The organism is Vibrio sp. CyArs1 (genome assembly GCF_022432925.1).
GTDB classification, from domain to species: domain Bacteria; phylum Pseudomonadota; class Gammaproteobacteria; order Enterobacterales; family Vibrionaceae; genus Vibrio; species Vibrio mediterranei.
The window spans coordinates 1-1291 of the sequence record NZ_JAKRBO010000026.1 but is presented as its reverse complement, the minus strand read 5'-3'; the positions used below and the strand labels follow the sequence as shown (position 1 = coordinate 1291).

The following is a 1291-nucleotide window of genomic DNA, read 5'->3' as shown; positions in this document are numbered from 1 at the left end:
GTGACCCGTCCTGATATGGGTTGACACTTTTAGTTAAAACGCTCGATGAACTTCATCGGGCGTTTTGTATTTTAGAGCTGTATGTGGTCTCTGTTCATTATAGAGTTTCACAGACTCAGCAACCATTTTCTTAGCTTCATTCAAGTCGTTCGGCTTAGTCAGCAAATACTCCATCTTTAAAATACCATTTACTCTTTCAGCTAGAGCATTTTGATAGCAGTCGTATCCATCAGTCATAGAACATGTCACGTGATATTTTCTGTGTAGTGACTGATATTCCTCAGAACAGTATTGAATACCTCGGTCAGAGTGATGAATCAGCTCGCCCTCATATAGCCGCTCTTTCAAAGCCTTCAGGAATGCGCTCTTAACTGCTTGCGTCTTCATATTATCATCGAGATGATACCCAACTATCTTCCTCGAGTAGGCGTCAGTGATTAAGCTGAGATAAGTATTTCCCGCTCGCGTTGCCAAGTAAGTAATATCAGCGACCCACAACTGCTCCGGTTTATTTGGAACCATGCCCTCTTTGATTCGGTTTGGATGGCAGTGGAACCGATGATGGCTGTTTGTTGTTCGATGATAAGCCCTTCGGTTTACAACCAATAGGCGATGCTGTTTTAGCAATAAAAACAGACAGTCTCGCCCTATATAAATGTTATTCTGACTGAGCAAGTACTTGAGCTTTCGAGTTCCTAATCGAGGATGTCGAATCCTTTGCTCTTTGACGAACCCAATGACAGATTGCTCTTTCTGAGTTCGCTGAAGCTCGAGCGCGCAGCGTTTGTAAAACGCCTGCCGAGTAATCCCGATGAAGTGGCAAGCTTTAGTTACTGTGAGCCTTTTGACCGTTTTTTCCTTAATAACTCGGCTTTGCGCTTCTTTGAGATTCGGACACCGAAATCCCTATCCATTACTTTTACGACAGCCTCAAAGAAGTCCGCTTTCAGTTGAGTTTCTTCAAGTTGTTGCTCGAGTTCTTTTATCCGTTGTTCTGGAGTTTGAGTAGAAGGAGAATCAGGCATGCCATTACCTACTGTGATTGGTTTCTCTATTCCTTTAGACCAATTTAGCTGACCGTGCTTACGAAGCCAAGCTAAGACAGTAGATCGGCCTTGTATCCCGTATCGCTCTTGAGCTTGTTTATAGGTCATTTCACCTTTTTCTACTTGGTCAACAACCGTCAATTTAAAGGCAAGAGAATAATCTCGTTGGGTTCGTTTACTCGTTGATTTCATGACACTCTCCAATTTCATGTTGGAAATGTGTCAACCTTATTCAGGACGGTACA

The 1291-nt window shown here is 42.9% G+C and carries 1 protein-coding gene; it reads right to left on the bottom strand.

Annotation, left to right across the window (positions count from 1 at the left end):
- Window positions 1-33 precede the first annotated feature (33 nt).
- Window positions 34-1238, bottom strand: a protein-coding gene (locus MMA19_RS26415) for an IS3 family transposase (protein ID WP_240207776.1) whose coding sequence is annotated in 2 segments (ribosomal slippage) — window positions 34-851 and window positions 851-1238 — 1206 coding nt in all. Because the reading frame shifts where the segments join, the coding sequence is not laid out codon by codon here.
- Window positions 1239-1291: the final 53 nt, after the last annotated feature.